The organism is Sporomusa sp. KB1 (assembly GCF_007830295.1).
Classification (GTDB): Bacteria; Bacillota; Negativicutes; order Sporomusales; family Sporomusaceae; genus Sporomusa.
Window position 1 is genome coordinate 3,694,338 of record NZ_VLKC01000002.1, and the last position, 25,877, is coordinate 3,720,214.

General features: G+C 43.0%; 31 protein-coding genes. All 31 read left to right on the top strand.

Going from position 1 to position 25,877, the window contains the following annotated elements; all coding sequences use genetic code 11:
* Positions 1-181: 181 nt before the first annotated feature.
* The 31 genes from SALPA_RS20785 to rodA all read left to right on the top strand — a co-directional run bounded on the left by SALPA_RS20785 (position 182) and on the right by rodA (position 25,734).
* On the top strand, positions 182-826 hold the full coding sequence (locus tag SALPA_RS20785) for a redox-sensing transcriptional repressor Rex (RefSeq protein WP_145098405.1): 645 nt from the start codon (positions 182-184) through the stop codon (positions 824-826).
* A 466-nt stretch (positions 827-1,292) separates the two neighbouring features.
* Positions 1,293-2,912 carry a methylmalonyl-CoA mutase gene (locus SALPA_RS20790; protein ID WP_370516742.1) on the top strand — a complete coding sequence of 540 codons (1,620 nt, stop codon included), beginning with the start codon at positions 1,293-1,295 and terminating at the stop codon, positions 2,910-2,912.
* A 22-nt stretch (positions 2,913-2,934) separates the two neighbouring features.
* The gene (locus tag SALPA_RS20795) at positions 2,935-3,327 is read left to right on the top strand and encodes a cobalamin B12-binding domain-containing protein (protein ID WP_222428196.1); all 393 of its coding nucleotides are present in this window, start codon (positions 2,935-2,937) and stop codon (positions 3,325-3,327) included.
* A gap of 43 nt (positions 3,328-3,370) precedes the next feature.
* Entirely contained in the window at positions 3,371-4,309 is a 939-nt protein-coding gene (gene meaB, locus SALPA_RS20800; protein ID WP_145098414.1) for a methylmalonyl Co-A mutase-associated GTPase MeaB, read from the top strand.
* Between the two features lie 108 nt (positions 4,310-4,417).
* A complete protein-coding gene (gene mce / locus SALPA_RS20805) occupies positions 4,418-4,861 on the top strand; it encodes a methylmalonyl-CoA epimerase (protein ID WP_145098417.1) in 444 nt (147 codons plus the stop codon).
* 27 nt (positions 4,862-4,888) lie between these two features.
* The gene (locus tag SALPA_RS20810) at positions 4,889-6,418 is read left to right on the top strand and encodes a carboxyl transferase domain-containing protein (RefSeq protein WP_145098420.1); all 1,530 of its coding nucleotides are present in this window, start codon (positions 4,889-4,891) and stop codon (positions 6,416-6,418) included.
* Between the two features lie 43 nt (positions 6,419-6,461).
* A complete protein-coding gene (locus tag SALPA_RS20815; protein WP_145098423.1) occupies positions 6,462-6,734 on the top strand; it encodes an OadG family protein in 273 nt (90 codons plus the stop codon).
* A 41-nt stretch (positions 6,735-6,775) separates the two neighbouring features.
* Positions 6,776-7,159 carry a biotin/lipoyl-containing protein gene (locus tag SALPA_RS20820; RefSeq protein ID WP_145098426.1) on the top strand — a complete coding sequence of 128 codons (384 nt, stop codon included), beginning with the start codon at positions 6,776-6,778 and terminating at the stop codon, positions 7,157-7,159.
* 116 nt (positions 7,160-7,275) lie between these two features.
* Positions 7,276-8,433, top strand: a complete 1,158-nt coding sequence (locus SALPA_RS20825) for a sodium ion-translocating decarboxylase subunit beta (protein ID WP_145098428.1) — start codon at positions 7,276-7,278, stop codon at positions 8,431-8,433.
* Between the two features lie 15 nt (positions 8,434-8,448).
* Positions 8,449-8,598 (top strand): hypothetical protein, encoded by a 150-nt coding sequence (locus tag SALPA_RS29170; protein WP_186451160.1) that lies wholly within the window; start codon positions 8,449-8,451, stop codon positions 8,596-8,598.
* A gap of 32 nt (positions 8,599-8,630) precedes the next feature.
* Positions 8,631-9,176, top strand: coding sequence for a hypothetical protein (locus tag SALPA_RS20830; RefSeq protein WP_145098431.1), 546 nt, complete (start codon positions 8,631-8,633; stop codon positions 9,174-9,176).
* A gap of 427 nt (positions 9,177-9,603) precedes the next feature.
* Entirely contained in the window at positions 9,604-10,023 is a 420-nt protein-coding gene (locus tag SALPA_RS20835) for a SoxR reducing system RseC family protein (RefSeq protein ID WP_145098434.1), read from the top strand.
* A 50-nt stretch (positions 10,024-10,073) separates the two neighbouring features.
* Positions 10,074-11,399, top strand: coding sequence for an electron transport complex subunit RsxC (gene rsxC, locus SALPA_RS20840; RefSeq protein WP_145098437.1), 1,326 nt, complete (start codon positions 10,074-10,076; stop codon positions 11,397-11,399).
* A gap of 12 nt (positions 11,400-11,411) precedes the next feature.
* The gene (locus tag SALPA_RS20845) at positions 11,412-12,386 is read left to right on the top strand and encodes an RnfABCDGE type electron transport complex subunit D (protein WP_145098440.1); all 975 of its coding nucleotides are present in this window, start codon (positions 11,412-11,414) and stop codon (positions 12,384-12,386) included.
* Between the two features lie 5 nt (positions 12,387-12,391).
* Positions 12,392-12,961, top strand: coding sequence for an RnfABCDGE type electron transport complex subunit G (locus SALPA_RS20850; protein WP_145098443.1), 570 nt, complete (start codon positions 12,392-12,394; stop codon positions 12,959-12,961).
* A gap of 11 nt (positions 12,962-12,972) precedes the next feature.
* Positions 12,973-13,641: an electron transport complex subunit RsxE gene (gene rsxE, locus SALPA_RS20855; protein WP_145098446.1), complete on the top strand. Its 669-nt coding sequence runs from the start codon at positions 12,973-12,975 to the stop codon at positions 13,639-13,641.
* Positions 13,638-14,219, top strand: coding sequence for an electron transport complex protein RnfA (locus SALPA_RS20860; protein WP_145098449.1), 582 nt, complete (start codon positions 13,638-13,640; stop codon positions 14,217-14,219). The genes rsxE and SALPA_RS20860 overlap by 4 nt, the downstream gene beginning before the upstream one ends.
* Positions 14,220-14,247: 28 nt before the next feature.
* Positions 14,248-15,102 (top strand): RnfABCDGE type electron transport complex subunit B, encoded by an 855-nt coding sequence (gene rnfB, locus SALPA_RS20865; protein WP_145098452.1) that lies wholly within the window; start codon positions 14,248-14,250, stop codon positions 15,100-15,102.
* A gap of 141 nt (positions 15,103-15,243) precedes the next feature.
* Positions 15,244-15,627: a NusG domain II-containing protein gene (locus SALPA_RS20870; protein ID WP_145098455.1), complete on the top strand. Its 384-nt coding sequence runs from the start codon at positions 15,244-15,246 to the stop codon at positions 15,625-15,627.
* 2 nt (positions 15,628-15,629) lie between these two features.
* Positions 15,630-16,148 (top strand): Gx transporter family protein, encoded by a 519-nt coding sequence (locus SALPA_RS20875; protein WP_145098458.1) that lies wholly within the window; start codon positions 15,630-15,632, stop codon positions 16,146-16,148.
* Between the two features lie 166 nt (positions 16,149-16,314).
* Positions 16,315-16,605 carry a DUF4321 domain-containing protein gene (locus SALPA_RS20880; protein WP_255451285.1) on the top strand — a complete coding sequence of 97 codons (291 nt, stop codon included), beginning with the start codon at positions 16,315-16,317 and terminating at the stop codon, positions 16,603-16,605.
* Between the two features lie 12 nt (positions 16,606-16,617).
* Positions 16,618-17,187, top strand: coding sequence for a nucleoside triphosphate pyrophosphatase (locus SALPA_RS20885; RefSeq protein ID WP_145098461.1), 570 nt, complete (start codon positions 16,618-16,620; stop codon positions 17,185-17,187).
* Entirely contained in the window at positions 17,184-17,873 is a 690-nt protein-coding gene (radC, locus tag SALPA_RS20890; RefSeq protein ID WP_145098464.1) for a DNA repair protein RadC, read from the top strand. The genes SALPA_RS20885 and radC overlap by 4 nt, the downstream gene beginning before the upstream one ends.
* Positions 17,874-17,905: 32 nt before the next feature.
* The gene (locus tag SALPA_RS20895; RefSeq protein WP_145098467.1) at positions 17,906-18,940 is read left to right on the top strand and encodes a rod shape-determining protein; all 1,035 of its coding nucleotides are present in this window, start codon (positions 17,906-17,908) and stop codon (positions 18,938-18,940) included.
* A gap of 112 nt (positions 18,941-19,052) precedes the next feature.
* The gene (gene mreC / locus SALPA_RS20900; protein WP_255451286.1) at positions 19,053-19,901 is read left to right on the top strand and encodes a rod shape-determining protein MreC; all 849 of its coding nucleotides are present in this window, start codon (positions 19,053-19,055) and stop codon (positions 19,899-19,901) included.
* Positions 19,898-20,392, top strand: coding sequence for a rod shape-determining protein MreD (mreD, locus tag SALPA_RS20905; RefSeq protein ID WP_255451287.1), 495 nt, complete (start codon positions 19,898-19,900; stop codon positions 20,390-20,392). The genes mreC and mreD overlap by 4 nt, the downstream gene beginning before the upstream one ends.
* 70 nt (positions 20,393-20,462) lie before the next feature.
* Complete coding sequence (mrdA, locus tag SALPA_RS20910) at positions 20,463-22,295, top strand: penicillin-binding protein 2 (RefSeq protein ID WP_145098472.1); 1,833 nt, start codon at positions 20,463-20,465, stop codon at positions 22,293-22,295.
* A 238-nt stretch (positions 22,296-22,533) separates the two neighbouring features.
* A complete protein-coding gene (gene minC, locus SALPA_RS20915) occupies positions 22,534-23,184 on the top strand; it encodes a septum site-determining protein MinC (RefSeq protein WP_145098475.1) in 651 nt (216 codons plus the stop codon).
* Positions 23,185-23,208: 24 nt separating this feature from the next.
* Positions 23,209-24,000, top strand: coding sequence for a septum site-determining protein MinD (minD, locus tag SALPA_RS20920; protein ID WP_145098478.1), 792 nt, complete (start codon positions 23,209-23,211; stop codon positions 23,998-24,000).
* Between the two features lie 27 nt (positions 24,001-24,027).
* Positions 24,028-24,303 (top strand): cell division topological specificity factor MinE, encoded by a 276-nt coding sequence (gene minE / locus SALPA_RS20925; RefSeq protein ID WP_145098481.1) that lies wholly within the window; start codon positions 24,028-24,030, stop codon positions 24,301-24,303.
* Positions 24,304-24,627: 324 nt separating this feature from the next.
* Entirely contained in the window at positions 24,628-25,734 is a 1,107-nt protein-coding gene (gene rodA / locus SALPA_RS20930) for a rod shape-determining protein RodA (protein ID WP_145098483.1), read from the top strand.
* The last annotated feature ends 143 nt before the right edge of the window (positions 25,735-25,877 follow it).

Below are 25,877 nucleotides of genomic sequence, written 5' to 3' on the forward strand. Positions count from 1 at the left end.
AAGAAAGGGGCAGTCCATAGTGGACTGCTTCTTTTCTGCTTTTTTAGTATAAATTTATGATAATATGTGAAAAGATATAACAAATAGGAAGGAAATTTACCGCAAAGTGAGAATAAACTACTAATAAATTAAAATAAAAGCTGCTTATGTGAGCGCGGACTACTGCTAGGGAGAGTTGTTAATGAAAGAAAGTAAAGAAAATGCGGTAATTTCAAGAGCAACGGTTGATCGGTTGCCACTTTATTTTCGCACCCTTAAACTTAGTCAAGAAGAAGGGTTAGAAATCATATCTTCTGATGAATTGGGTCGGAAGATCGGGGTTACTCCTGAACAAATTCGTAAGGACTTATCGGCATTCGGTGAGTTTGGTAAGAAAGGCGTAGGCTATTATGTGCAGGAGCTTATGCGTAATATTGGTGAGATACTCGGGCTAAATCGCAATTGGAATCTTGCTATTGTAGGTGTTGGCCATATGGGGTGGGCTTTAGCCAATTATTCTAATTTTTCTTCGCAGGGGTTTCAGATACGGGCAATTTTTGATATTGACGATGACAAAATCGGTCGCTATATTAATGAGGTAGAAATCTTTCATATTGACAGTATGAAAGAAATTATCCAGAAGTGTGACATCCAAATTGGCATCATAACTGTACCAGTTGCCTATGCGCAAGATATGGCGAATTGTCTTGTTGAAGCCGGAGTTAAAGGTATTTGGAATTTTGCCCCAATGAAAATAAATGTTCCTGCTAATATTTATGTCGTTAGTGAGGACTTATCGATAGGGTTAAGCAGCATTTCTTATTACCTTTCGCGACAAAACAGTTAATTAGTTAATTAACTTGTTAACTTGGGAAAAGAAGCCTGCGTTAACAAAAAAAGCAGGAATTTACAGTTTAGTGTAGAATAATACAATCATATATAAAATTCATATTATACAGACAGGTGACAGGCACTTTGATCCTAAAAGCATAGCTTACACTACGCCATTATGGTCTGTTACGTGCTCCGTAATAGATGACGAGTAAGCGCACCTTGGCTTGGTTTTGTTATTACAAAATGAACCCATAGGTGCTTTTTATTGTGCGTAGAATGCGTGCTAGAATATTTTTCGCCATTTTCCTAACAATAATAAATCTGCATACTTGCTTCCTGGAAACAGGCAGTATGAAATAAGATAGGAAGAAGTTTTTTCTTTCTATAGCACTTCTTTCAAATGTACTAGGGAATACATACTTATAAGGGAGGAATTATATAATATGTGCACAGCTAACACAGATAGCCTGGTCAAAAAAATGGCTGAGTACACCGGCAAGGTGGAAAAAGCACTGGCAAAATTTCCCGAACGCAAAAACTTGCCTCAAAACAGAGTATATACGCCACTTGACGTTCAAGATCTTGATTATGAAAAAGATCTTGCCTTTCCCGGTCAATACCCCTTTACCCGCGGCGTACAGCCTACTATGTATCGTGGGCGCTTCTGGACTATGCGTATGTACGCCGGTTTCTCAACGGCAGAAGAATCTAATAAACGCTATCGATATCTCTTAGAGTCAGGCGGAACTGGTTTATCTTGTGCATTTGATCTGCCAACTCAAATTGGTTATGACTCTGACGATCCCATTTCAGAAGGTGAAGTTGGTAAAGTAGGCGTTGCTATTGACTCTCTGGCAGATATGGAGATCCTGTTTGATAGTATTGATCTTGGCAAAGTATCGACTTCAATGACTATTAATGCTCCTGCCTCGGTACTGCTTGCCATGTACATTGCAGTGGCTGAAAAACAAGGTGTTAGTCCTGATAAACTCAAAGGTACTATTCAAAATGATATCCTTAAAGAATATGCTGCCCGAGGCACTTATATTTTTCCGCCTAAGCCCTCAATGCGGCTTATTACTAACATATTCGAATACTGTTCCGAAAATGTTCCCAACTGGAACACGATTTCCATTTCTGGTTACCACATCCGTGAAGCAGGCTCTACTGCTTCGCAGGAAATTGCCTTCACCATTGCTGACGGTATTGCTTATGTTGATGCCGCTATTAAAGCTGGCTTAAATGTTGATGATTTTGCTGGCCGACTGTCCTTCTTTTGGAATGCTCATAATAATGTATTAGAAGAAGTGGCCAAGTTTCGTGCCTCACGCCGCGTATGGGCCAAAGTAATGAAAGAACGGTTTGGTGCTACCAATCCCAAGTCATGGATGCTCCGCGTGCATACCCAGACTGCTGGTTCTATGCTTACTGCCCAGCAGTCTGACAACAACATTGTCCGTGTGGCATTGCAAACAGCAGCTGCTGTACTTGGCGGTACCCAATCGCTGCATACTAACTCCAGGGATGAAGCGCTGGCTTTGCCTACCGAAGATTCAGTGCGTATCGCGCTCCGTACTCAGCAAATCGTAGCTTATGAAAGTGGTCTGGCTGATGTAGTTGATCCATTGGCAGGTTCTTACTATATCGAAGCGCTTACCAATCAAATAGAAAAAGAAACCTGGGACTACATTGAAAAGATTGATGGTATGGGTGGCGCTGTCGTAGCCATTGAAAAAGGCTATATTCAACGTGAAATTCAAGAAAGCGCTTACAAATGGCAAATGGAAGTGGAAAACAAACAAAGAATTATCGTTGGTGTTAATCAGTTTCAAGTTGAAGAAAAGCCAGTTACAGGTCTCTTACGGGTTGACGCTTCTGTTGGTGAACTACAGAAGAAGAAACTGGCAGAGCTACGCGCTCGCCGGGACAATAGGATGGTTCAAGCTACCTTGGTTAAACTGGAAGCTGGCTGTAAAGATGAAAACACTAATCTTATGCCGCTGATTCTTGATGCCGTTAAGGCCTATGCAACTCTGGGAGAAATCTGTGGTATAATGCGAAAAGTATTCGGCGAATACGAAGCGCATGTAAGCCTATAAGCTAAAGTGGGGAGGAACAATGATGGAAAAACGTATTAGAGTATTGGTTGCAAAGCCTGGCCTGGACGGTCATGATCGTGGCGCCAAAGTCGTAGCACGCGCTCTCCGCGATGCTGGTTTTGAGGTCATTTATACTGGACTTAGGCAGACACCGGAGCAAATTGCAGAAGCAGCATTGCAAGAAGATGTAAATGTAATAGCCTTAAGCCTATTATCTGGTGCCCATAACCACCTTTTCCCACGCATTGCTCAACTATGCAGGCAAAAGGATATGAGTGATGTACTTATTGTTGGTGGTGGCGTTATTCCTGATGCCGATATACCTGGTCTTAAAGCGGCTGGCATAGCTGAAGTGTTTACGCCTGGCACTACAACTGGTGCTATTATTGAGTTCATCAGGACTAATGTAAAATAGTAGCAGTTTGTCCAGAGGGAAAGGGGATAGCAGGTGATAAAGGATGAATGTTGTTGAACAAGTGCTGACCGGGTCCAAACGGGCCTTGGCCCGTGCCATCACAGCTGTAGAAAATGATTATGATGAAGCGGCTGAAATTATGCAGCAGCTCTATCCTCACACCGGAAGAGCTCATGTTATTGGTATTACTGGCCCACCGGGAGCTGGTAAAAGTACGCTTACTGATAAGCTTGCCAAGGAGTACCGATCTCAAGGCAGGACTGTGGGGATAATTGCTGTAGATCCAACTAGTCCCTTTTCCGGTGGTGCAATTTTAGGTGATCGTATTCGCATGAATGAACTTACTTTAGATGAAGGGGTGTTCATTCGGAGTATGGGAACAAGAGGCAGTCTGGGTGGTTTGTCACGCAAGACTGCTGAAGCAGTCAAAATCATGGATGCATTTGGTAAAGATATTATATTTATTGAAACGGTAGGTGTTGGCCAGTCTGAAGTTGATATTATCAAGGCTGCGGATACTACAATTGTTGTACTAGTACCTGGTCTTGGCGATGATATCCAGGCCATTAAGGCGGGCATATTGGAAATTGCAGATATATTTGCAATCAATAAAGCCGACCGGGATGGCGTTGAACGGTTAAATACCGAAATTGAAATGATGCTTGAATTGAATCAAACCAAAGTTGATTGGCGGCCGCCAGTCAAACGAACTGTCGCCAGTAGGGGAGAAGGACTGACTGAATTGCTCACTGCTATAGAAGAACATAGCAGTTATTTGCACAGCTCGGGTCAGCTATCTATTCAGCGCACGAATCGAACCCGAAATGAGCTGCTGGCGTTACTTGATGAAAAAATTGGCCGGTACATACTTAAGCATGTTACAGACAGCGGGGACTTTGATTCTGTGGTCGCTGCTGTTGAAAGACGGGAAAGTGATCCATACAGCGTTGTTGCTGATTTATTACGACAAGTACTACGTTAATGAATTTTTTAAAAAAATAATAGGAATTTATAGTACCTGATATTAAAATATGGTATTATATATAAAGATTGGATTAGTCAGTCAAATTTGTAGCAAGGAGGCAGGAATATGTGTCAAGATTGTAATTGCGGTGTTAATGCCCGCAAATTCCAAGTGCTTAGAGTTGATCATATCGGGATTGCGGTAAAAAATATGGAACAAGCCAAGAAGTTTTACACTGATGTGCTTGGTATGGCGGCGATGGGCGAAGAAGTTATTGAACAGCAAAAAGTTAAAGTTTGCTTTATTCCCTGTGGTGACAGCGAAGTTGAGCTGCTAGAATCAACTTCTCCTGATGGGCCTGTTGCCAAATTCATTGAAAAGAATGGCGAGGGTATCCAGCATCTTGCACTTCGTGTGGACAACCTTGAGGCTGCGCTCACTGATCTTAAAGAACAAGGCGTTCGACTAATCGATGAAACACCGCGTTATGGTGCTGGCGGTGCCAGCATTGCTTTTGTTCACCCGAAGGCTACCGGCGGTATTCTATTAGAATTGTCTGAACGCAAATAGTTTCTAAGTAATGGAGGTGTTTTTCAAATGGCTACAATCCAGGAAAAAATTGATGATCTGAAAAAACGCCAGGAAAAGGTTAAATTAGGCGGCGGCCAAAAGCGTATTGATAAACAACATGCCAGTGGCAAGCTAACGGCCCGGGAACGTGTTGAAAAACTTTTGGATGTTGGTACCTTTGTTGAATTGGATCAATTTGTCTGTCATCGTTGCACCAACTTTGGTATGGAAAATGTTGAATCTCCCGGCGAAGGCGTAGTAACAGGTTATGGCACGATTGATGGTCGCCTGGTATATGTATACGCGCAAGACTTTACTGTCATTGGTGGCTCATTAGGTGAAATGCATGCCAACAAAATTGTAAAAGTACAAAAACTGGCTCTTAAAATGGGAGCTCCTTTAATTGGTATAAACGATTCAGGTGGTGCACGGATTCAAGAAGCCATAGATGCTTTATCTGGATATGGAAAAATATTTTATCAAAATACGGCAGCTTCAGGTGTTATTCCCCAAATTTCCGTTATCATGGGACCGTGCGCTGGCGGTGCAGTATATTCGCCGGCGATTACCGACTTTATCTACATGGTGAAGAACACTAGTCAAATGTTTATTACCGGCCCACAGGTTATTAAGTCAGTTACTGCTGAAGAAGTAACTGCTGAACAGTTAGGCGGTGCTCTGACCCATAATGCGACCTCTGGTGTGGCTCATTTTGCAACTGAAAATGACGATGACTGTATGCAGCAAGTTCGTTATCTTTTAAGCTTTTTACCAAGTAATAATTTGGACGATGCGCCGATCGTTGAAACTGGTGATGATGCTAACCGGATGGATGAGGGACTTAATACTCTTTTACCAGACAATCCTAATCAACCATACAATATGAAAGATGTCATTAAATCAATTGTGGATAATGGTGAATTCTATGAAGTGCATACTCATTTCGCGAATAATATCATTACTTGCTTTGCCCGCTTTGATGGACAGCCTGTAGGCATTATTGCCAACCAACCTAATGTTATGGCCGGCTGCCTTGATATTAACGCTTCTGATAAAGCTGCCCGGTTTATTCGTTTTTGTGATGCTTTTAACCTGCCGGTAGTAAACCTTGTTGACGTTCCTGGTTTCCTGCCTGGCACTGACCAGGAGTATGGCGGCATAATTCGTCATGGCGCTAAAATGCTGTATGCCTATTGTGAAGCAACTGTTCCCAAGGTTACAGTCATTACCCGCAAAGCTTATGGGGGCGCTTATCTGGCTATGTGCTCCCAGGACCTGGGTGCTGATCAGGTATTGGCGTGGCCAAGCGCTGAAATTGCCGTTATGGGACCGGCTGGCGCTGCCAACATCATCTTCCGCAATGATGCTGACGCAGCAGAGAAAACAGCAAAATATGTGGAAGATTTTGCAACCCCATATAAAGCGGCAGAAAGAGGCTTCGTTGATCAAGTTATCGAGCCGAAGGAAACCCGACCACGGGTTATTACCGCACTCAACATGCTGGTTAGTAAGCGCGAACAACGGCCGGCCAAAAAGCATGGTAACATTCCGCTATAATTCTCGTTGAACTTTCATACTGGAAAGAAAGGGGATAATTAACGTGGGTTTTTTAGATTCCTTATTGGGAAAGTCTGAGCCGCCTAAGGCTAAGAAAAAAAAGCAAAGCCCAGATGCAGCAGTAACCGAAATAGCGGCTACAGTTTCGATGGCGGTAGCGGCAGAGAATATTAGCCCGGAAATTGTTGCTGTTATTACTGCCAGTATCTATGCGATGATGGGGACGGGTAACCTAGCCGTTAGGATTACCCGTACCAGCAACCAGTGGGGAAATGTGGGGCGACAAAAGATTATGGACAGCCGTCAGTTTGTCTAAGTAAAATACGAACACCATCAATGAATGGAGGGTCCGCTAGGATGAAAAAATTTAATGTGACAGTTAATGGTAATACCTATAAGGTAGAGGTAGAAGAAGTAGGTGGCGCTATTGCCGCCCAACCTCGGCCGGTGACTCCGGTGGTTGCTGCGGCACCTGCCGCAGTTGTTCCCAAAGCCGCTACTCCTGCACCTGTTCAAGTGTCTGCCGGTGATACCCCGATAAACGCCCCAATGCCGGGAAAAGTGACTAAGATAGTTGCTGCTGTTGATCAAAAGGTGAAAAAAGGTGATGTTATCCTTATTCTTGAAGCTATGAAAATGCAAAACGAAATTGGTGCTCCTGCTGATGGTACGATTAAGTCTATCAATGTAAACGCCGGCCAAAGTGTTAAGCCTGGTGAAGTTATGGCTGTCATCGGTTAATGCTGGCCAAGCTGGAATTAGTGCGGCTAATCTGACGTCGCATTAATTCCAGATAGTAACTTTGAATAGAGCGAGATTATTATTCCTAATATAGGTTAGGAGGTATAAAAACACGCATGGAAGTATTGATTCAGCAGTATCCCTGGCTTGATGAGCTACTCATGGGCTTCCTCGGTCTTACCTGGAAGCATGTAGTCATGTGGGCTATTGGTGCACTGCTCATCTACCTTGCCGTGAAACATGACTATGAACCGTCACTTCTTCTCCCTATTGGCTTTGGTGCAGTTTTAGCTAACATTCCACATTCTTCAGCAGTCTCGGCTATTCCGGGAGAGGAAGGGTTTCTTATTGTACTTTATAATGCTGGCATTGCTAACGAATTGTTTCCTGTTCTTATTTTCATTGCTATTGGTGCCATGTGTGACTTTACACCGTTGATCCGCCGGCCATCAGTAATGTTGTTTGCTGCTGCTGCTCAGTTTGGTATTTTTGCTACAGCCATTGGCGCAACACTGGTAGGTTTTTCTTTTGAACATGCTGCCTCTATCGGTATCATTGGCGCTGCCGATGGTCCTACTACGATTTATGTAGCTAGCCGTTTCGCGCAAGAACTGTTAGGTCCATTGTCTGTTGCTGCTTATTCGTATATGTCGCTGGTACCGGTAATTCAGCCACCGGTTATTAAAGCACTGACTACTGAAAGTGAACGTAAGATTAAAATGGGTTTTGAAGGGGAAGCACCTGTTTCTCAAACCACCAAATTTCTGTTCCCAATCATGATTACAGTTATCGCTGGTATTGTTGCTCCCATCTCTGTCGCTCTTATAGGCAGCCTGATGTTTGGTAATCTCCTACGGGAAAGTGGTGTTGTTGAAAATCTCTCAAACGCTGCTCAGAATGAACTTGCTAATTTGATTACTCTGGTGCTTGGTATCACCATCGGCGGCACTATGTCTGCTGAACGTTTCCTGACTTTTGATGTTTTTTTGATTATGGCACTTGGTGCAGTAGCCTTTGTATTTGATACTGCTGGCGGCGTATTGTTCGCCAAACTTTTAAATATGTTCAGCCCGGTTAAAATAAATCCGATGATTGGTGCTTGCGGTATTTCGGCCTTCCCGATGTCTGGCCGTGTAATTGCTAAGATGGCACTTAAAGAAGACCCCACAAACTTCATTATTCAGCATGCTATCGGGGTAAATGTGGCCGGACAGGTTGCTTCTGTTGTGGCTGGCGGTTTGGTACTTGCTTTGATTCCGGCGCTGGTGAAATAGGGGAGGAAAATAATAATGGAAAGTGCATTTTCTAAAGCTGTAACATTGATGACAGTTGCGCTGCCTACTATGTTTGCTGTTATCAGTGTCTTTATTGTGGCTACAAAAGCCTTGCATGCCGCATTTCCTGCGCCAGTAGAAGACAAAGAAGAATATGAAGAATAGTCTGCTATCAGCATGACAGCGGTTCGATTAATTTGGACAAATTGGTAGCACGGTCTGAGGTCAGTAAGAAGAACGCTATTATTATGACAATTTCCGTAGCAGTTTTGGCACTTCTTGTCATTTGGTCGCTATACAAATGGTTTGTTCTTACCGTAATTCAACCTTTAGAATTAATGGCAGAAGCATTAGTATTATTTGTTCTAATTGAACGCACGTCTGCTAAATACACCTATGAAATGGATAAAAAGGTGCTTAGACTGACGAAATGTGGCCTGCTAGGCAAGAGAAGCCATGAGGTTCCCTATAGCGATATTTTTGGTGTCTATCGCTATAAGCCTCAGTTGATGGGTGTTTTAAAATTTCGGCGAACATATCGTTTTCATTCAGCGCTTGATGGGCGGGATGTATGGACACTGGCATATACTGCTGTGGGTTTGCGGGGAATAATAGAAAACAGGCGTTTTTACTTTAAACCTGGAGCAAAACTTCTGATGGCGCTACAGGAGTTGCCAGGCAAGATCATAATGTCAGAGGAGCAAGTTATTAAATCAGTATTGAGTAAATCTAAGGATAAGTAACTACTTATAGAAGAATTATATATAAGTAAGCAAAAATTAAACAAGTCAGGTCTTCCGAGCATTACCAATTATTGTTCGGGAGACTTTTTTCCCTAATAGAAGGTATAACGTTCTTAAGGAAGAATAGGGGCAGCTTCGATTTGTATTGTTGCCAAAGGATCAACGCAGCAAATCGTGGTTTTTATAAATAACTGTGTGATTTATGTAAAGATTCACTGAAAAACTATAGTATTTTTGCGTGAAATCTGGTATTGTGTAAATTATAACGCTACTTTGAAAAATATATTGAAAATACTGGAAATGATAGTGAAAAAAGTAATTATATCAATTGTGCAGGTAAATGTTCATGATAAAGCGAATATATAATCTGTTTTAGCAAAAAATATCTAATCTAAATTAATCCTACAAGGCAAAGGAGGGAGGACCTTTGGGAAAGCAACAAGAAGGCATTGTATTGGAAGTATTTGATGGAATGGCCAAGGTAAAGGCCAGCCGCCATAGTGATTGTGAAAATTGCGGTAGTTGCCCTGGAAATGATGCCATTGTGGTTGAGGTGCTGAACCCGGTGGGAGCTAAAAGAGGGCAGCGGGTGGTCATTGAGGGAAAAGAAGTCAATATGTTAAAAGCGGCGTTTATTGTTTACATGTTACCGCTTATAGCTGCTGTTGCGGGAGTTTTCGCCGGTACTTACCTGGCAACTACCAAAATGGTGACTGACCCAATATGGTACCAGATTGGTGGAGGGATTGCTGCGGTTGTTATTTCCCTGATTTATATTAGATATTTTGATCGCCATGCCAGGACTAATGATACTATGCGACCAGTCATAACTCGCATTTTGTCATAGCTGTCTTAGGATAAAGCGATTAGATTGCACCAAATAAAAGGAGTGAAAACATGGCAAAAAGCTTTCGCGGGGGGGTTCATCCCGACGACCGCAAACGGTATACAGCTGCCAAACCTATAGAAGTGGCACCTATACCGCAAAAAGTCATCATTCCTACCAGGCAGCATATAGGAGCGCCTTGCGCCCCTATAGTCAAGGTGGGTGATTTGGTCAAAAAAGGACAGGTAATAGCTGAAGCACAAGCCTTTGTTGCTAGTCCGATTCATGCCTCAACATCAGGTAAAGTAGTGGAAATTGCTGAATATCCCCATCCCGTATTTGGCACCTGTCAAGCAGTTGTTATTGAAGGTGATGGTCAGGATGAGTGGGTTACAGGTCTGCCGCTAAACCGTGACTGGCAGTCAATGGAGGTCAAAGAACTTAAAGAAATCGTTCGCTTGGCTGGTCTGGTAGGGATGGGAGGAGCTACCTTCCCGACACATGTAAAAATGTCGCCTCCGCCGGAAAAACCTATTGACTCCTTCATTCTCAATGGAGCTGAGTGCGAACCATATTTGACGGCTGATCACCGGGTTATGTTAGAACAAACCGATCGTATTGTTACTGGTATGAAAATTGCCATGAAAATTATCGGTGTAAGCAAAGGCTATGTTGGTATTGAAGAAAATAAACCTGATGCTATTGATGTTATGCGCAAAGCTTGCGCTGGCTCCAGTATCGAAATAGTACCACTTAAAACCAAATATCCACAAGGGGCCGAAAAAACATTAATTAAAGTAATCCTGGACAGAGAAGTTCCTTCAGGCGGATTGCCTATGGATGTAGGTACTGTTGTACAAAATGTAGGCACTTTAGTAGCCATAGCTGATGCTGTAGAAAAAGGTCTGCCGCTTATTGAACGTGTGGCCACTGTTACTGGTGGCGCTATCGCTGAACCCAAAAATGTGCTGCTACGGGTAGGAGCAACCTTTTCTCAGGCTGTAGCTATGTGCGGCGGCTTTAAAGAGCAGCCGGTTAAAGTTATTATGGGTGGTCCGATGATGGGGATGGCGCAGCAAACTCTTGATGTGCCTGTAATTAAAGGTACGTCTGGTATTTTGGCACTAAGCGCTGCTGATGTTAACATTGGTCCAGAGCAACCCTGTATCCGCTGTGGCCGCTGTGTTGAGGCCTGTCCGATGGGACTTGTTCCTAGTATGCTGAGTATTCTTGGCGAGCGCAGCGCTTTTGCTGTTGCCAAAGAGGAGTATAATCTTCTCGATTGCGTCGAGTGCGGTTCATGTGTATATGTATGTCCGGCTAAACGCAATATTGTTCACTATATTAAATTGTCTAAAGCGCAAAACGCAGCAGCTGCGGCTGCGCAGAAGAAATAGGAGGTGGGCGGTATGAGTGCAGAAGTAAAACTTGACGTGGGTTCCTTAACAGTTTCGGCATCGCCGCACATCAGGTGCGACGAGTCTATTGCCAAAATAATGTGGGCGGTTAATCTGGCATTAGCACCCGCAGCTCTCTTTTCCGTATACCGTTTTGGAATGCCTGCATTAACAACAATGATTCTCTGTATTGTTGTTGCGATGGCAACAGAATATCTTATTCAAAAATGGCAGAATAAGCCGATTACGATTAATGACGGCAGCGCCTTTTTGACTGGCCTTTTATTGGCTATGAATATCCCGGCGACATTGCCTTGGTATATGCCTGTATTCGGCACTGTGGCGGCTATCGCCATAGCCAAGCACACTATGGGCGGGTTAGGCTACAACATATTTAACCCGGCTCTAGTAGGACGTGCAATCCTACTTGCGTCCTGGCCGGTGGCGATGACAACCTGGCCGCAAATGGCAAGCAAAATTGACGGAGTTACCTCAGCTACTCCGCTAGGTATTTTAAAACTCCAAGGTTATGAAAGTCTTGTTGCGATTTTTGGTGACAAGGTAACAATGTATCAATCCCTCTTTCTCGGTTCTCGCAGCGGCAGCATGGGTGAGACTTCGGCCCTGCTCTTGATTTTAGGCGGGTTATTCTTAATCTATCGCGGTTATATCAAGTGGCAGATTCCGGTATGTATGATTGGTACTGTCGGCCTTTTAACTGCAGCTTTCGGACATGATCCGGTTATGCATATGATGTCAGGCGGACTTATTCTTGGCGCCTTCTTCATGGCGACTGACATGGTCACCATTCCGATTACTACTAAGGGGCAAATTATATTTGCAGTTGGTGCCGGTGCGCTTACTGTGTTAATCCGCTTATTGGGCGGCTATCCGGAAGGCGTTTGCTATGCCATTTTGCTTATGAACTGTGTAACGCCACTGATTGACCTTTTGGTTAAGCCTGCAAAATTTGGGGCAAGGAGGTAATAACCATGGCACATGATGCACATGACGACAAAAATAATAGCGTTTTTAAGATAACGTTGAACTTAGTTGTAACTTGTTTTATTTCAGGGATCATCATCGCCACTGCGTTCGCTATCACTGAGCCGGTTGCAGCTGAACAACGTGTTAAGGCCAAAAATGACGCTATGAAGGAACTTGTTAAAGAGGCTGATACCTTTAAGACTGTTGACGGCAAGGAAGGCTGGTATGCCGGCTTAAAAGGCGGTAAGGTTATTGCTTATGTAGTGCCTGCCAATAGCAAAGGCTATGGTGGTAATATTGAAATGCTGGCTGCAGTGACTCCTGATGGCAAAACAATGGATTACAAGGTGCTCAAACACAATGAGACTCCTGGTTTAGGTGATAAGATGGTGGAGCCTAAGTTCCGCAATCAGTTTGCCAAGAAAGAGGCCAAGGATTTGGAAGTAGTAAAGGTTCCCTCAGATAAAAATATCCAAGCTCTGACTGGTGCGACCATTACCTCCCGGGCTGTCACGAAGGGCGTAAAAGAAGCTGTAGAAGCGGTTGCCGCGTATTCGGCTACCCAGAAGAAGTGAGGTGTGCGAATATGAATTATTGGGATATATTTAAAAAGGGTATTTTCGAAATGAACCCCATATTCCGCCTTGCGTTAAGCCTTTGTCCGGCGTTGGCGGTTACTTCAACAGTATTTAATTCACTAGGTATGGGGATTAGCGTTTTGGTAGTTATTACTGCGAATAATATGGTTGTATCGCTTGTAAAGAATTTTGTTAACCCCAAAGTTCGTGTGCCAGTGTTTATTACTATTATCGCTACTATTGTTACATTAATCATTTTGACTTTGGAAGCCTATTTTCCGGCCGTTTATAAAGAATTAGGCCTCTATCTGGAATTAGTTGTAGTATTTGCCATTATCCTGGCACGCGCTGAAGTGTTCGCTATGAAAAATGGGGTAGTGGCTTCAGCAATTGATGGATTGGGTATGGGTGCTGGCTTTGCGGTGGCTATGCTGTTTATTGGCGCTTTCCGTGAATTGTTTGGTACCGGTATGATCCTTAGTGGCACTGCATTGGCAATGCAAGTGTTTCCCCAGTCGTATAATGGCCCGATGATTATAATTCTTGCGCCAGGTGCTTTTATGGTAATCGGCCTGATGATTGGCATGTTCAATGTTATCGGCGAATATCAGGATAAGCAAGCGGCCAAAGCCAAAGCGGCATCGCAGCTTACAGTGCAAAGGAGTGAAGCTGTATGATGGAGTATTTTACCCTGTTTATGGGCGCTGTAATTGTTAACAACTTTGTACTCACGCGCTTTCTGGGTCTGTGTATCTTCTTCGGGGTATCCAAGAGCTTAAGTGCTTCTGTTGGTATGGGTATGGCAGTTGCCTCCATCCTTACGGTATCATCGGCTCTTGCCTGGGTCGTGTATAATTTTGTGCTTGTTCCTTATGATTTAGTGTTCATGAAAATTGTAGTGTTTGTAGTATTAATCGCCTGTTTCGTACAGTTTTTAGAAATTGCAATTAAGCGATATGCACCTGCACTTTACGAGATGTGGGGTATTTACCTAGTGCTAATTGCAACCAACTGTGTTGTTTTGGGCGTACCACTCATTAACGCTAGCGCTAACTTTGATTTTATTAAAAGTGTTATCAATGCCTTTGGTTCAGGTGCAGGTTTTGCTCTGGCGATTATTCTTATGGCCAGCTTGAGGGAAAAACTTCAGTATGCAGATGTTCCTAAAACTCTGCAAGGATTAGGAATTGCCTTTATACTGGCAGGTATGCTGGCCTTATCCTTCCTGGGTTTTTCAGGTATGATTCCGCTATAAGCTGAATAGAAAGGAGAGTGAGAAGTAAATGCATGGAGTTGTTCAACATTCGTTGATAATACTGGCGATTATGACAAGTCTGGGGATTATATTTGGACTTGTTCTGGCTTATGCCAATAAAAAAATGGCCATTGAGGTTAATCCGCTAATTCACGTTGTAGAAGACGTATTGCCCAAAGGACAATGTGGTGCCTGTGGCTATGCTGGTTGCATGGCGTACGCTGAAGCCGTAGTAAATAACCCTGATGTACCGCCTAATTTATGTATTCCTGGTAAAGATACGGTAGCTAAGCTCGTTGGTCAGTTGACAGGTAAAGCAGCAGCCGAGGTTGAGCCACGTATTGCTCAAATTCGCTGTGCCGGCAGTCATGCTAAAGCTGTTAAAGCTAACGAATATCATGGTGTTCAGGATTGTGTAGCTGCCAATCTGTTGTTTGGAGGTCACAAGAGCTGTAAATATGGCTGTTTAGGCTTAGGGACTTGTGTAAAAGAGTGTCCTTTTGGTGCTATGACTATGAGTGAAGACGGTTTACCGATTATTGATCCGGATAAATGTACCGGTTGTGGTAAGTGTGAAACAGTATGCCCGAAAAAAGTCATTGCGATGATGCCAATTGGGGCTGCTGTCCGTGTTAACTGCAACTCACATGACAAAGGCACAGTGGCTAAAAAAGCTTGTGGTGCTGCTTGTATCGGTTGCACATTATGCAAGAAGGAATGTCCGCATGGTGCTATTACGATGGATAATAATCTAGCCGTTGTTAATGCTAAAATATGTATGGAAAAATGCGATAATCCTGTTTGCTTGGCTAAATGTCCAACAAAGGCTATTCGACACGCTGTACTCGGTGTGGTGCCTGGCAGTGAAGATACGGTAGCTTAATAACTTTATTTGCCAATAAAAGAGGAGGGGGAGACCCCTTCTCTTTTATTTTGGCTTTATCTAATTTTTAATGGGCTATGATTTGCATTAACCTATATTTTAATGTAAAATGAAATAGAATATGAGCAGGGTGGCAAGCTGATGTTGACAAAAGCTGACAAATGGCTGATTGTTGTACTAGTAATACTTGCATTATCAGGTATTGGTTTAAATATCTATTATATATCAGGGGAAAGCAATCAAGCGCGCAGTGTGGTTATAACTGTTGATGGTCAAATGATTAAGACTTTTCCGTTACGCCAAGGATATACAGGAGAATTTAGAATTGACGGTTATAACGGCTTTAATGTTGTTGAATATAAAGATGGGCGCGTACGTATAAAGGAAGCCGATTGCCCTGACCAGATATGTGTACAATCAGGTTGGATTAGTATTCCACCACAGCAGATTGTATGTTTGCCTTATCGGGTAGTCGTTAAAGTTGTAGCTGATAATTCTACTGATGTTGACGATATTGTGAGGTAGTTGTGAGTAAAACAAAACGCCTGGTTCTATTAGCTTTATTAGTAGCGATGGCTGCGGCTCTCCATGTACTGGAAAGCCAGTTACCCATTCCTGTGCCTGTACCTGGTGTAAAGCTGGGGTTAGCCAATATTATTTCACTACTGGCAATTCTTATGCTTGGTTGGCAGGATGCTGTGTATGTTGCCGTTGCTCGTGTTTTGCTAGGTTCTTTATTTGGTGGCTCCCTGTTGGGACCGTCATTTGTTATGAGTATGGGTGGAGCGCTTGCAAGCATTTTTGTTATGGTTTATATCAGTAAAAATTACCAAGGGGTATTTTCACTTGCTGGTATTAGCTTAGTAGGCGCAGCTGTTCATAATATAACCCAAGTAATTTTGGCAGCCTTGCTTGTCTATAGCGCAGGGCTACTGTGGTATTTACCGTATTTGCTTTTATTTGCGGTACCCACTGGCTTATTTACCGGTTTGGCGGCTAACTACTGTTTTGCTAAATCACCAGCAAAGTATGGGCTCAAGAATTAGAACTATTGGTAGAAAACGAGAATGTTTCTTATCTTACGTGTAGTGAGGCAAGACTTCCGCCTCTATAGGCGGTGTCGAATCAGGTGGGGTAGAATCCCCACCTGATTTTCCGATGTTTCAGATTCACTGCAACAAGTTCACTTTTTTATCTTAAGGGGGGGGTAAGGTGAGAACTGGCACTAATAAAGGCAGTTCAGCCGGCAAAAGTATGGGAATGATGTTTTTATTTCTAATTACCGGAGCAATAGTTGGCGGCATTTTAGGCGAACTTGCTGCCAGCTCCAGTTTGCTCTCAGGAGTAGCGCCATATCTTATTAAACCATTTCCTGTATTTGATTTGCCGCCAGTGGCGATTAATCTGTATGTAATAAAATTGGTCATTGGCTTTGCTTTATACCCGAATTTGATGAGCGTCCTGGGAATTATAGCAGCCATCCTGCTTTTTCGGCGCTTTTAGGAGGGGGAGGGCATGCAAATAATCTTAGCGTCAGCATCACCTAGGCGTCAACAACTTTTAGAACTAATTGATCTTGATTTTGAAATTATGGTCAGTGAAGTAGAAGAAGATAATACCAAAGATATACCGCCTGAGGAACTGGCTATGGCACATGCAATTGATAAAGCAATTGATGTCAGCAAGCGAGTTTCGGGCAATGCGGTAGTTATTGGTGCTGATACTATTGTGGTGGTTGATGGCAAAGTATTTGGTAAACCGAAAGACTGTAACGAGGCTGTGCAGATGCTGACTGTTCTCGCCGGACGGGATCATATTGTTATTTCTGGAGTGGCAGTGGCAAAAGGGGGAAAGGTTGTTAGTGGTTTTAGTACTACTACTGTTACTTTCAGGCCGCTGTCGCAAATTGAGATTGAACGATATGTTGCTACCGGCGAACCGATGGACAAGGCTGGGGCTTATGCCATTCAGGGACGGGGCGCATTGTTAGTGGAGAGTATCACTGGCTGTTATAATAATGTAGTGGGTTTGCCGCTTGTTAGGTTATCCGAACTACTCCGGCAAATAGGGGTAGATTTGCTATGACTAGGGACAAGCAGTTAATGATGAAGGAATTGCCTGAGACCGAAAGGCCACGCGAAAAAATGCTGGATAAGGGTGTTAAGGCTTTAAGCAATGCGGAACTGCTGGCGATACTTCTTCGTACAGGCACGAAAAATTTGCCGGTTAATCGTTTGGCCGAACAACTTATAGCTAAGTATGAATTGTCCGGGCTTGCAAGTATATCGCCTCCCGAATTAAGTAAAATCACTGGTATTGGCTTAGTTAAAGCCGTTACCGTGATCGCTGGCATTGAACTGGGGCGCAGGTTAAGCCTTAAGGAGCCGGGTGAACGCCCGATTATTAGAAGTCCTCGTGATGCTGCTGATTTAATGATGGCTGAGCTAAGGTATGAAACGAAAGAACATTTTGTGGCATTACTTTTATCGACTAAGAATCATGTTATTGCCCGGGCAATTATCTCTGTTGGGAGCTTGAATGCTTCTATTGTACATCCGCGAGAGTTGTTCCGGGAGGCTATTAGTTATAGTGCTGCCGCTGTTATTTTGGTTCATAATCATCCCAGTGGTGATCCTATGCCAAGTCAGGAAGATATTAGTCTGACCAAACAGTTGGTTGAGGCAGGAAATTTGCTTACTATTTCTGTACTTGACCATGTAATAATCGGTGATGGCAAGTATGTGAGCTTTAAAGAAAAGGGAATAATATAATGGGTTTTTTAAATTGAAAGGGGTTAAAGTCTATGTTAAATTTATTTGGTTCACTATCACGTGACATGGGTATAGACCTCGGTACGGCCAATACATTAGTGCATGTGAAAGGCAGAGGAATTGTTCTCAGAGAACCGTCAGTAGTCGCTATCCAGCGTGATACCGGCGAAGTGCTGGCTGTTGGTGAGGAAGCCAAACAAATGATTGGTCGTACACCGGGGAATATTGTGGCTATTAGGCCACTTAAAGATGGAGTTATTGCCGATTTTGACGTAACTCAGGCCATGCTTAAATATTTTATCAGAAAAGCCATGGATTCAAAGTCTTTTATTAGACCGCGAGTAATTGTCGGTGTACCTTCCGGGGTTACCGAAGTGGAAAAAAGGGCAGTTATTGATGCAACTATCCAGGCTGGAGCCCGGGAAGCATACTTGATTGAAGAACCAATGGCTGCAGCCATTGGGGCTGGTTTACCGGTGCACGAACCAACTGGCAATATGGTTGTGGATATTGGCGGTGGCACGACTGAGGTGGCTGTTATATCGTTAGGCGGCATTGTTACCAGTCGTTCTATCCGTGTTGGTGGCGACGAGATGGATGAAGCCATTGTTCAGTATGTTAAACGTACCTATAATTTAATGATTGGTGAACGTACAGCGGAAGAAGTAAAAATTACAATTGGTTCCGCCATCTTACTAAAAGATGATGAGCAATTTGATGTACGCGGCCGGGATCTGGTAACCGGTCTACCGAAAACACTGACAATTAAAGCAAGTGAAGTGCGATTGGCGCTTAGTGAGCCGGTAGCCGGTATTATTGAAGCTGTAAAAGTAACTCTGGAAAAAACTCCGCCGGAGCTCGCCTCTGATATCATGGATAAGGGAATTGTTATGACAGGGGGCGGTTCGCTGCTGAGAGGGCTTGATCTACTGCTGAATAGAGAAACTGGTATGCCGGTACATATTGCGGAAGATGCTTTGTCGTGTGTTGCCGCTGGTACTGGTGGTGCTTTAGAAAGCATAGATTTATTGAAGCGGGTACTTATGACTACCAAAAAACTCAACTAGGGTAATTAAAAATACAGGTAACAGAATTAATCAATGTAAGGAAGGGGCCCAGAAAGTGCGATTCATTCACAAAAAGGCGGTTATCCTTATAGTGGCGGTGCTAACCGTCTTTTTGCTGGCTAGTACAGTTGCGAAGGGAAAGTATCAATTTGTTTTTACGGAACAGGTTGTAGCTACGCTGTTATTTCCAGTTGAATATGTATTAGGTAAAATCGGTTACAGCATACGCCATACAGGTTCTTTTACCAGTGAAATTATGACTGTGTATCGAGATAACCAGACGCTTAAAACTGAAAATGAGGAACTCCGTCAAAGCAATATTAATACAACTGAGATTGTGGCAGAGAATGCGAGACTGCGAGCTATGCTTGATTACAAAAAAGCAGCTCAGCAGTTTGATTTTGTAGCCGCACAGGTAATTGCCCGTGATCCGGGAACATGGACGAACATTATTATGATTAATAGAGGCGCAGCCGATGGGCTGACTAAAGATATGACGGTAGTGGCGACACAAGGTCTTGTTGGCAGTGTTGTCAGCGTTTATAATAATTCTGCCAAAGTACAGCTCATTTTGGATCCACGCAGTGCTGTCGGTTGTCTTGTGCAGCGGCCTGAGTCGCGGGTTGCAGGCATTGTTGAAGGCAGTACAGCGAATCCACAGGCCCCGCATATGGTTAATATTGCCCGTGATGCTGATATCATCAAGAGTGATAAAATTATTACTTCAGGTTTTGGTGGTATATTCCCTAAAGGATTGCTGGTAGGTGAGGTTGTCGATATTGTTAATGAAGAAGGCGGATTGTTAAAATATGCTGTCTTGAAGTCAGCTGTGGATTTTGATAGACTAGAAGAAGTGTTGGTTATTGTGCGTTCCCGTGAAACTTTGCCAGAGGTTCTCACGCCGACTACACCGGGCAAAACTACTCAGCAGCCTGCTCAACCGAAAGAGGCTGGACGATGAAAATGATACTTGTCTGGGCCAGTCTGCTTATTGTCACTATTGCTGTCCAAGCCGTATTATTACCACTTATATTTACGCAAGGGGCTAAGCCTGACATTATTTTGATTATTGTGGTTGCCTGTGGTTTGTTGGCCGGGCGGGAGCATGCCATTGGAGTCGGATTTATGGCTGGTTTACTTCAGGATTTTGCTTCAGGCAATATTTTTGGGTTAAACACCTTATCAAAGATGGCGATAGGCTATGTTGCCGGTTTGGCTGAACGAAAGGTATTTAAAGAAAGTGTAGTATTGCCGGTTTTGGCAATTATTTTAGCTACTTTTTTTAATGGCGTAATCATACAGGCGCTGCTTTTTTTGTTAGGATACAAGGTTGAAGTGATGTCAATGTTGAAAGCGCAAATGTTGGCATCATTAGGCTATAATATCTTATTTTGTATTCCGGTGCATAGGCTGATTTATCGGCTTACATTTGGTGATAGAAGTCAATTTTAATGAGATGCTTTGCTACCATATGTCTGCAAATTTATGCAGAATAGATAGTGTGTAGAAAGGAGGTTGCCGTATGCTTGTTAAACGATCAAATGGACGACTTGATATTTTGAGTCTGATCATTGTTTTTATTTTTATGACATTAGTAATCCGTCTTGGCTATTTGCAAATGGCACAGGGTCAATACTATGATCGTCTGGCCGACGGCAACCGCATCCGACTTATTCCCATCATGTCGCCGCGTGGTGTTTTTTATGACCGGAACGGCGTGATGCTGGTGTCCAATCGTCCAGGTTTTACGGTATCTGTATTAGCAATAAGCGGCCCTGTTTCTGATGAAGTAATTGCTAAACTGGCTGGTATCCTCGGTATGAATGCAGCGGAAATAAAAGGTAAATTAGCACAGCATACTGGTGCATTTGAACCTATCAGAGTCAAAACTGATGTCGGTCCTGATATTGTTACCAAAATCGAAGAACGCCGCTCTGAACTACCAGGGGTGGTTATTGAAATTCAACCGCTACGAAACTATGTTAATAATGAGCTTGGAGCCCATATATTTGGTTATGTGAGTGAGATTAATGATGTCGAGCTGGAAAATCGTAAAGCGAATGGTTATAAGTCGGGAGATATTGTTGGTAAATTCGGACTGGAAAAGCTATATGATAAGGAAATTCGCGGTGTTGATGGCGGTAACCAGGTTGAGGTTGATGTTAATGGCCGTCCTGTACAAGTAATCGGTAAAAAAGATCCAGTGCCAGGTCATAATTTGGTATTGACAATTGACTATCGGATTCAAAAGGCTGCTGAAACTGCCATTGATGAACAACTTGTTTATCTGCAAACTAAAACAGAGTTTGCCAAGGCAAAAGCAGCTGCTGCTGTTGTCTTAAATCCCAAGACAGGTGAAATTCTAGCTATGGTAAGCCGCCCTGCATTTAACCCTAATTTATTTAACGGCGGCATTTCATCTAAGGAGTGGAATCTGCTCAATGAAAATCCTTATCATCCTATGGATAATAAGGCTATTTCTGGCGAATATCCACCAGGATCAACCTTTAAGATTATTACTGGTGCGGCGGCATTAGAACTTGGCAAGGTTACGCCAGAGGAAAAAATTCTCGATGCAGGTACTCACTGGATTATTCCTAAAGGTAATGCTGGGGGGGAAGCGCTGGGGTGGATTAATTTTCGGGAAGCGTTGTCTAAGTCTGACAACGTATATTTCTACGAGATGGGCAACCGCTTAGGTATTGATAACCTGGAAAAATATGCCCGCCTATTTGGGTTGGGAGAGGTTACGGGCATTAATCTGCCTGGGGAAGCAGAAGGCTTAGTAGCTAATCGTCGCTATAAAGAAAAAGTGTATGGCGAAGACTGGTATTTATCGGAAACCTTTGATGCTGCTATTGGGCAGGGCTTTCAGTTAGCGACGCCGCTCCAAATGGCTATGGTTATGGGTGAAATTGCTAATGGCGGCCACCGTTATAAGCCGAATCTTGTCAGCAAGATAACAGGGTCAAACGGCGAAGTTATTAAAACATTTTCTCCGGAAGAAGTAGGTAACGTTACTATTTCGGGGCAGACTTTAAACCTTATTCGTGAATCGCTGCGTGAGGTAGCACAAGAAGGCGGAACTGCCGCAAGTACCTTTCAGGACTTTCCAATTTCCATTGCAGGTAAGACCGGCACTGCAGAGAACCCGCATGGTAAGGATCATGGCTGGTTTGTCGCTTATGGTCCCTACGAAGATCCGCGTGTGGCAGTAGCTGTTATTGTTGAACAGGGTGGGTATGGTACATCTTCGGCTGCTCCTATTGCTAAAAAGATTCTGGAAGCTGCTTTTAATATTAATCAGCCTCCTTCTGAATCAGCGAAGATATATAGCCCGCATACGGCGCTATAACTATCATTTTTATATATTCCGCATTAACACGGTGTATATTCTGCTTTTCAATAAAAAGCGGGGTCAGGCTCAAATAAATGAGATCTGACCCCATTATTTTTGACCTAATAGAAAGATTGACTTTCTTAATTCATCAATTTTAAATCAGATGGTTGTGTATCCTGCAGGAAATTTTGCAAGTAAGGCGAATTTTAGTTGACATATAGATAATTATTTATGGTAAAATTTAGGAGAAGATATGCGGGAGGATGTTTTGTTTAAAGGAAGTAAAGGCGGCCTCGAACTAGTAATAAACCAAGCGGCTGATTTTACTGATATTTTGGAACAACTAAAGGAGAAGTTAGAATCGGCTGCCAATTTTTTTATTGGCAGTACTGGCATCAGAGTAGTATCTGGTACAAATTCGTTAACAGGCGATGAACGTAGGCAACTGATTAACTTATTGGCCGATTATGGACTAGCCTTGCATGAACAGCCCAATTCAGAGTTGTTGCCGCCGGAATTTGTTCAGGATACTGACATTCATGTTGGCGATAGTCCTGTTGAATATCGCCAGGAGGCTGAAGGTGGAAAAACATTAATTGTCTCAAGAATGTTGCGCAGCGGTCAAAAAGTAGTATTTAATGGTTCTGTCATAATTGTGGGGGATGTGAATCCTGGAGCTGAGGTAATTGCCAGTGGTAATATTACCGTTCAGGGAACCTGCCGTGGTTTAGCTCATGCCGGAGTTAACGGCGATCAAACGGCTACAATTACGGCTGATAAGCTGATTGCAGGCCAGTTACGAATTGCTGGCTTGATTGCCAGAGCTCCTGATAATCAGGTTGAACCAACATGTCGGGAGATAGCCCATATTGCTAATGGTGCCGTTGTCATTGAGCCGGCATGATTGATAAATAGGAGGTAAACATAGATGGGAGAAGTAATCGTCATTACGTCAGGCAAAGGCGGAGTTGGCAAAACGACGACAACCGCTAATCTTGGCACTGGTATTGCCCTCCAAGGCAAAAAGGTTGTTTTGGTTGACGCCGATATCGGTTTAAGAAATCTGGATGTAGTTATGGGTCTTGAGAACCGGATCGTATATGACTTAGTGGATGTAACCGAAGGTAACTGCCGCTTGAAACAGGCACTGATTCGGGACAAGCGTTATGAAACAATGTATTTGTTACCTGCAGCGCAGACCAGAGATAAGAATGCAGTTAGTCCGGATCAGATGAAACTGCTATGTAAAGATTTGGCAGAGGAATTTGACTATGTAATTATTGATTGCCCGGCTGGAATTGAGCAAGGATTTAAAAATGCTATTGCCGGAGCTGATCGCGCCATTATTGTTACTACACCGGAGGTATCTGCGGTTCGCGATGCGGATCGGATTATTGGCTTGCTGGAATCAGAAGGAAAACACAATCCCAGACTTATTGTCAATCGTATTCGGCCGCTGATGGTTAAAAAGGGCGATATGATGGATATTGATGATATCATTGAAATTTTAGCTGTTGATTTGCTAGGAATTATTCCTGAGGATGAATATATTGTTATTTCTACTAATCGCGGCGAGCCGGCAGTTGTTAATTCCGCGGCTCTAGCTAGTTTGGCTTATCGAAATATTGTCAGGCGGCTGATGGGAGAGAATGTTCCGCTGATGACGTTTGAAACGAATGACAGTCTGTGGGGAAGATTCAAAAAAGTGCTAGGATTTTAAAATTAGCAGTCTAGGAGGAGAAGCAAGGTGTTTGAACTTATTCAGAAGCTTTTTGGCAAAGAACCAAAAGGATCGAAAAATATCGCCAAAGAACGACTCAGGTTTGTGCTGGTGCATGACCGCGTTAATGTATCGCCGCAATATATGGAAGCCATTAAAGATGATATGATTAAAGTCATCTCTAACTATATGGATATTAACGAAACAGAGATGGAGATAAATCTGACAAGAAGCAACACGCAGGTAGCTTTAGTGGCTAATATTCCGGTTAATCGTATGAAACGCAACCTTTCAGGTGAGTGAGTAATTATTTATCTTTTTCGGCAAGTTAAGACTTCCGCCTCTGCAGGCGGCGCTTGTTCAGGTGGGGTAGACTCCCCACCTGAACAAGCCGGTGTTTCAGCGATGCTGAAACAAGTTTACTTATGCAGAGTCAAGAATACTTGCTCTGCTTTTTCTTTATCCTAAATAAAAGGACAAATCTTACAAGCACAGGATAAGGGCAACAGCGGCTTTTGTTTTCGCCCAAGGCAAGGCGCAAGTCGTATTTTCTTTATCAATACTAGACGTGAGCGAAAAATACTATTATAATAAACAAGATATTGATAGAGAGAAGGTTAGTAAGGTATGCTTAACCAGCGCCTTTTGCGTAATTTAGATGTCATACTTATTGGTGTTACTGCGCTACTTGTTCTTATTAGTCTTGTTATTATTGGCAGCGCCACACATATCAATACTCCCAGTGAGGATCGATACTGGTTTGTACAGCGCCAAGGCTTATTTGCTGTAGCGAATATTTTTATTGTTTTTGTTATGCTCAATTTTGACTACAAATCGCTAGAAAGAGTTTCGGGATTTTTATATATTTTGAACTTAGTAATGCTGCTTGCGGTTATGTTTGTCGGCCACTCAGCACTGGGCGCTCAACGCTGGATACAGCTTGGCCCAATTAGCTTACAGCCTTCAGAGTTTTCTAAGATTATTATGATTATTTCTTTGGCACAAATTCTAGATAAGCGTGCTGGCAAACTTAATTCTTTTAAAGAAATAATTCCGGTGTTTATTTATGTGGGAATACCCTTTATTTTGGTATTAAAACAACCCGATCTGGGTACTTCGTTAGTATTTTTAGCCATACTATTTGGCATGATTTTTGTAGCAGGTGTAAGTTTACGGCACTTAGCGGCGATAGTCGGTGTGGGGATAGCTTTTCTGCCGATTTTTTGGCATTTCTTAAAAGACTACCAAAAAAAACGCTTAACAGTGTTCATTGATCCTAACGTCGATCCCCTGGGTTCGGGTTACCATATTATTCAGTCTAAAATTGCCATTGGCTCAGGAATGCTTTTTGGTAAAGGTCTGTTCAACGGCACACAAAGCCAATTGAATTTCCTGCCAGAGAACCATACTGATTTCATTTTTGCCGTTATTGGAGAAGAGTTAGGGTTTATTGGTGCTAGTCTAATTTTGTTGCTCTATCTTATTTTGCTTTACCGTGGCATAAAAATTTCGGGTGAAGCCCGGGACAACTTTGGCACACTTCTGGCAGCAGGTATTACCTCAATGATAGCGTTTCACCTACTGGTTAATGTTGGCATGACAGCAGGAATTATGCCGGTAACAGGCATTCCGCTGCCACTTATGAGCTATGGCGTAAGTGCATTAACCACGAATCTCATCAGTATAGGGATATTATTAAACATCTATATGCGACGACAAAAGATACTATTTTGATTTATTTTAAACGGAGATAAAGGGCTTTTTTATTTAAAAGCAACTATCTCCGTTTTTCTTTCCCTTCAGCGGCTAAAGGTGCCACTTCACTAGTTATAATTTTGTAGTTTTGTCATATATATTCCGTAAGAATACTCCGGACT